General features: G+C 29.1%; 7 protein-coding genes. All 7 read left to right on the forward strand.

Annotation, left to right across the window (positions count from 1 at the left end; translation table 11 throughout):
* Positions 1-316: 316 nt before the first annotated feature.
* From HMPREF1552_RS00755 to HMPREF1552_RS00785, 7 genes are read left to right on the forward strand one after another with little or no spacing between them, the layout of a single operon-like run.
* Positions 317-910: a hypothetical protein gene (locus HMPREF1552_RS00755; RefSeq protein WP_021743118.1), complete on the forward strand. Its 594-nt coding sequence runs from the start codon at positions 317-319 to the stop codon at positions 908-910.
* Between the two features lie 15 nt (positions 911-925).
* On the forward strand, positions 926-1,681 hold the full coding sequence (locus HMPREF1552_RS00760; protein ID WP_021743119.1) for an energy-coupling factor transporter transmembrane component T: 756 nt from the start codon (positions 926-928) through the stop codon (positions 1,679-1,681).
* Positions 1,663-2,502: an energy-coupling factor ABC transporter ATP-binding protein gene (locus HMPREF1552_RS00765; RefSeq protein ID WP_021743120.1), complete on the forward strand. Its 840-nt coding sequence runs from the start codon at positions 1,663-1,665 to the stop codon at positions 2,500-2,502. Before HMPREF1552_RS00760 ends, HMPREF1552_RS00765 begins: the two co-directional genes overlap by 19 nt.
* Positions 2,503-2,548: 46 nt before the next feature.
* The gene (locus HMPREF1552_RS00770; RefSeq protein WP_021743121.1) at positions 2,549-3,112 is read left to right on the forward strand and encodes a macro domain-containing protein; all 564 of its coding nucleotides are present in this window, start codon (positions 2,549-2,551) and stop codon (positions 3,110-3,112) included.
* The gene (locus HMPREF1552_RS00775) at positions 3,109-3,921 is read left to right on the forward strand and encodes a hypothetical protein (protein ID WP_021743122.1); all 813 of its coding nucleotides are present in this window, start codon (positions 3,109-3,111) and stop codon (positions 3,919-3,921) included. Before HMPREF1552_RS00770 ends, HMPREF1552_RS00775 begins: the two co-directional genes overlap by 4 nt.
* Positions 3,922-3,960: 39 nt before the next feature.
* Positions 3,961-4,488, forward strand: coding sequence for a hypothetical protein (locus HMPREF1552_RS00780; RefSeq protein WP_021743123.1), 528 nt, complete (start codon positions 3,961-3,963; stop codon positions 4,486-4,488).
* Positions 4,489-4,536: 48 nt separating this feature from the next.
* Positions 4,537-5,334: an energy-coupling factor ABC transporter ATP-binding protein gene (locus HMPREF1552_RS00785; protein ID WP_021743124.1), complete on the forward strand. Its 798-nt coding sequence runs from the start codon at positions 4,537-4,539 to the stop codon at positions 5,332-5,334.
* Positions 5,335-5,487 lie beyond the last annotated feature (153 nt).

The raw sequence follows: 5,487 nt of genomic DNA on the forward strand, positions 1-5,487 counted from the left end.
TTACTTCTTTCTCGTCCTGCTCCCTGTATTTTGTATCTTTTTTTTAGGAAAAGCAAGTTCAATAAGGAATGTTCTGAAGAAAATATCACATGATTAAAAAAGCGGTTAAAAAAGAATTATTATGTTATTTGATGAATGCCTCTATATTTTTTAGTATAAAGTATAATTTTTGTTTTTTAAATAGAAAATAGTAAAAATATTTAAAGAATAAATTTAATATGATTGTTAAAAAAATAATAAAACTTTCTTCCAAAGGTTGAAATATTGCCAAATATGTTTTAAAATATAGTAAATAAAATTTTAAGGAGGCAGAAAAATGAAAAGTTTAAAAGAGGATTTTTCTTTAATGTCAAGTTTGTTGATACCAGTAGCAGTGGCTATTAATTTTACAGGATTTACTATTGCAAAAATGTTAAATGTGCCATTATTTCTTGATTCGATAGGAACAGTTTTTATAAGTCTTCTGGCTGGTCCTTGGGTTGGATCAGTTGCTGCAATTATTACAAGTATAGTTACTGGTGGACTTGCACCTGAAAATTTGGCATTTATACCAGTTGGAATTTTGATTGCTGTTGTAATGGGAACATTGACTAGATTTAAAATGAAAAATTATGTTGTAAAAATAGTAGTTTGTACATTAATATTGGCGATAGTTAGTATTAGTTCATCTACTATAATAACAATTTTAATGTATGGTGGAATTACACCAAATGCAACTGGAGTTTTGACTTCATTTTTTGTAAAACAAGGGATAAGCTTAAAAGTTGCTGCAACTTTATCTAATTTTATTTCAGAAATTGGTGATAAAGTAATAACAGTTGTTATTGCGATGTTAATTGTTAAAAGTATGTCTGATAGATATTTGATTAAATTTAAGCATGGAGAAAACTATATTCATGGAACAAAATAGAAGTGGAGAAATAAAATGATAAAAAAATTTTTAGAAGGGCTGTATCCGCTTACAAAGTTATATTTTGCAATATCACTTATAATTTCAGCATTTTTAATCCCAAATGACTTTTATGGCTATGTGCTTGTTATAATTTGTGGAATTTTAGCAAGTTTTTATGGAAAAGGCAGGACTTATTTCAAAAGAGTTTTTATAAGTTTATTTTTATTGACTTTAGTTATATTTGCTGCACAAAGTACGTTATTTGCTTCAAATGAAATTGTAGCAAAAATTGGGATTTTTACAATTTATAAAGCTGGATTACTAAAAGCTGTAAAAATCACATCAAAGTTATGGGCAATCGTGGCTTCAGTTACATTGCTGACTCTTATAACTTCAATAAAAGATTTTACAGTAGCTCTTGAAAAAAAAGGAATAAATCCTAAATTTGCATTTATCCTTCTTTTAACTTTTCAAATAATTCCTGAAATGGGAAAACAGGCTGGCGTAATCTTGGATTCACAGCGTTCAAGAGGTGTGGAAACAGAAGGAAATATTTTTGTGAGAACGAGGGCTTTACTACCAGCATTTGTGCCATTAGTGCTATCTTCTATTTTAAATACTGAAGAAAGAGCGATTACGCTGGAGGCACGTGGGTTTTCAATTGGGGAGAAGCGGACAATATTGCATGATATAGAAGAAACAAAAAATGATAAAATTATGAAAATTATGCTAGCTATTTTTATAGTGCTATGTATTGTGTGGAGGGTTTTATGGGTTATTTCAAAATAGAAAATGTAAACTACAAATATCCGCTTGAAGAAAAACAAGCCCTGAAAAATATTAATATTGAGATAAAAAAAGGCGAATTTTGGGCTGTAATTGGAAAAAATGGGAGCGGGAAAACGACGTTTTGTAATATGTTGAGGCGATTTGTGCCTGATTTTTATAAAGGGGAACTGACAGGGAAAATAACGCTGGAAGATAAAGAACTGAAAGATTATTCTCAAAAGGAACTTGTGCAGAAAATTGGGTTTGTATTTCAGAATCCGTTTACACAGATTAGCGGAGTAAAAGATACAGTTTTTGAGGAAATAGCTTATGGACTTGAAAATTTAGGTTTAGACAAAGGAGAAATAATTTCCAAAGTTGAAAAAATATTGAAACTGCTTGAAATTGAAAAGCTGCGTGACAGAAATCCTTACGATTTATCTGGCGGACAAAAGCAAAGAGTGGCACTTGCCTCAATTATCGCAATGGATCCTGATATTCTAGTTATTGATGAGCCAACTTCACAGCTTGATCCAAAAGGAACAGAAGATATTTTCAAAATTATAAATTTAATGGCAAATGAAGGAAAAACAATAATCTTGGTTGAGCATAAACTTGAACTTATTGCAGAATATGCCCAAAATATCCTTGTTCTTGATGAAGGGGAAATAATTTTGAGCGGAAAAGCGGAAGAAGTTTTAAATAATAAAATCTTGCTGGAAAAGGAAATTGGTATGACACAATATTCTATACTTGCTTATGAACTTGAAAAAGCAAGAAAAGTTGAACTTAAAGAAATTCCTATAACCAAGGAAAAGATAGTAGATTTATTGAAAAAATAAAAATTGTTAAGCAAATCTTAAAAATATTTATTTAAAAGGAAAAATTATGAAACCAAAAAATTTGAAAAATAGAATCGTTCTTGTAAAAGGCGATATTACCGAATATCCTGCTGATGTGATTGTCAATGCCGCAAATTCTTCCTTACTTGGAGGCAGTGGTGTTGATGGTGCAATTCATAGAAAAGGCGGAAAAGAAATAACAGAAGATTGTATGAAAATACGTGATTCTCAAGGGAAATGCAACGTTGGGGAAGCTGTTATTACAAGAGCAGGAAATATGCCATTTAAAAATGTAATTCATACAGTTGGGCCTGTCTGGCAGTCAGGAAAAAATAATGAAACAAAATTGTTTGCAGAAAGACTGTTAAAAAAAGCCTATATCTCAAGTTTAGAATTGGCTGAAAAAAATAAATTAAAAAATATTTCCTTTCCAAATATCTCGACAGGAGTGTACAGATTTCCAAAAGATTTAGCAGCAAAAACTGCTATTAATGCTGTGACAGAATATTTGGCGAAAAGTGATTTTATAGAAAAAGTAAATTTTGTATGTTTTGAAAATGAAAATTTTGAGATTTATAGAAAGTTATTGGAAGAGAAAGGGATTTTATGAAAGAAGGAAAATTGAAAAAAATTATAAAAATAGACTGGACTATATTTTATTCCAAACCAAGAATACAAATTTTAGGAATTTTGATATTTTTGGATATAATATTGCTTTTCTCAGTGACAAAAGAAATGGAAAAAGGCTTTAGCCTATCTTCTGTTTCAACTTCAATAGTCTTATTTATACTATTTGTCTTATTAAATGGATTGTTTATTTTTTATTACAAAAATAAATTTCCTAACATAGAATTTTATGATGATTATTTTATTTTCAAAAAAGAGAAAGTGTATTATGAAAATTTAAAATATTTTTTCTTTAAGGATAATAGATTATTTCAAATGAAGAAATTTTCTAAAATTTTGTATATACCTGATGGCGGTAATTGGAAAAAGATAGATGGAAGCGGGTATGATTATGACTTATTTTCAGTATTTCAAAAATGTTTTTTAGAAAAAAATTTTCCAAAAGTGGCAGAAAATATTGAAAATGGCGGAGTTGAGATTTTTCCATTTCAAAATCAAGGTTTTGTGAAAAACAAATTTTTATTTTCAAGTGAAGAAGGATTGCAGGAATTGACTCAGATTTTTGAAAGTTCACCTAAAATACAAGTATCGAATAAGTCTGTAACATTTGATAATGAGATTTATGATTGGGAAAATTATAATATTGAATTTGAAATCGGCACAATTACAGTAAGTGATCTGAAAAAGAATACGATTCTTGAAATTGAAGCTAAAAATACAGTAATTTGTCAGGAAATTTTATTAAAAAACTTGATAGAAAATTTTGATAAAAAATATCCTAAATTTTATTAGAAAATAAGAAAATTTGGAAAGTGAGAAAGGGAAATTTTGATGAAAAGATGTTTGTCAGGCTTATTAGGAATTATTTTGTTATTTTTTGTGATGACAATTGTTTATTGCCTATATTGCCTTTTTAAAATATTTGTTAATAAATACATACCTTTTTTTGAAGCGCTGATTTTTTTAGGAATATGTAGTGGCTGGACATACGGATTAAATAGATATGATAAAAAAAATTTTGAAAATGAAAAGGATAAGAATAGAAGCAGATTTGCACCAAAAGAAAAGAAAGAGCCTTCAAATAAAGAATTGCTGTCAGCCCTTTTTCTCGCATATATTCCATCAATTATAACAATTTATCTTGGAAATGTTACTGAACTGGCATATTTTATAAGTTCCACTGAGAAAACAAAATTTACAGCAGAGTTTTTTAATTCGGTAAATGAAGTTTTTAATCAACGATTTTTTTATAAAAATTTATTAATAGTATCAGTAACTTTTATAATATTTGGGGCTTTTTTTAGTTTTAGAACAGTCACAGAATACACGAAGAGGAAAAAAGAGGAGCTGGAACAATAAAATAATTATTAAAGATAATTTAATAGAATTGTTAAAGGAGCTATAATTATGAGTTTTATTACTGTAAAAAATCTGAATTTTAAATATCCCAATGGAACTGAAAATGTGCTTAATGATGTTTCTCTTGAAGTTAAAAAAGGGGAGAAAGTTGCGATTATTGGGCAAAATGGCGCTGGGAAAACAACAATGGTAAAAATGTTGAATGGACTTTTAAAGCCCGTAAGTGGAGATGTTGTTGTAGATGACTGGAATACAAAGAAATATACGGTTGCCAAAATGAGCCGAAAAGTCGGATATGTCTTTCAAAATCCAATGGATCAGATATTTCATAACAATGTTTACGATGAAATAGCCTTTGGAGCAAAAAAATTAAAATATTCTCCTGATGAAACAAAAACAATGGTGGAAACCGCCATAAAATTAACGGAACTTGAAAAATATCAAAAGGAAAATCCGTACAATTTACCGTATTCCTTGAGAAAATTTGTTACAATTGCCGCAGTAATTGCAATGGGTTCAGACGTTATTGTAATGGATGAGCCAACAGCAGGGCAGGATTTTAGAGGAATGAGAGTTTTGCATAACCTGATTGACGAGCTTCAAAAGCAAGGGAAAACGATAATTACAATAACTCATGACATGGAATTTGTAGTAAAAAATTTTGACAGGGTAATTGTAATGACAAATGGAGAAGTTATCGCTGATGGAGATAAACGTGATATTTTCTGGCAATTTGACACATTGGAGAAAAGCATGGTGAAACAGCCGTATATCAGTGATTTGGCTAAGGAACTGGAAATGGATGGAAAGGTTTTGTCTGTGGAGGAATTTGTGGGAAATTATTAAAATATATAGGTTGTTTTTAGTAAAATGAAAAATTATACAAATTAAAATAATTAAGATTTTGATTTTAAAAATAGATAGAGTAAAAAAATAGGATTAAGTGGGAAACAATATCATTCAGCTTTTTTATTTTTTATTTTCGTAGGATTGCTCATT

The sequence above is a fragment of the Leptotrichia sp. oral taxon 879 str. F0557 genome, from assembly GCF_000469385.1.
GTDB classification, from domain to species: Bacteria; Fusobacteriota; Fusobacteriia; order Fusobacteriales; family Leptotrichiaceae; genus Leptotrichia; species Leptotrichia mesophila.

Coding starts and splice junctions, on each gene's coding strand:
- HMPREF1552_RS00755 (WP_021743118.1), top strand. CDS start 317: ATGAAAAGTTTAAAAGAGGATTTTTCTTTAATGTCAAGTTTGTTGATA.
- HMPREF1552_RS00760 (WP_021743119.1), top strand. CDS start 926: ATGATAAAAAAATTTTTAGAAGGGCTGTATCCGCTTACAAAGTTATAT.
- HMPREF1552_RS00765 (WP_021743120.1), top strand. CDS start 1,663: ATGGGTTATTTCAAAATAGAAAATGTAAACTACAAATATCCGCTTGAA.
- HMPREF1552_RS00770 (WP_021743121.1), top strand. CDS start 2,549: ATGAAACCAAAAAATTTGAAAAATAGAATCGTTCTTGTAAAAGGCGAT.
- HMPREF1552_RS00775 (WP_021743122.1), top strand. CDS start 3,109: ATGAAAGAAGGAAAATTGAAAAAAATTATAAAAATAGACTGGACTATA.
- HMPREF1552_RS00780 (WP_021743123.1), top strand. CDS start 3,961: ATGAAAAGATGTTTGTCAGGCTTATTAGGAATTATTTTGTTATTTTTT.
- HMPREF1552_RS00785 (WP_021743124.1), top strand. CDS start 4,537: ATGAGTTTTATTACTGTAAAAAATCTGAATTTTAAATATCCCAATGGA.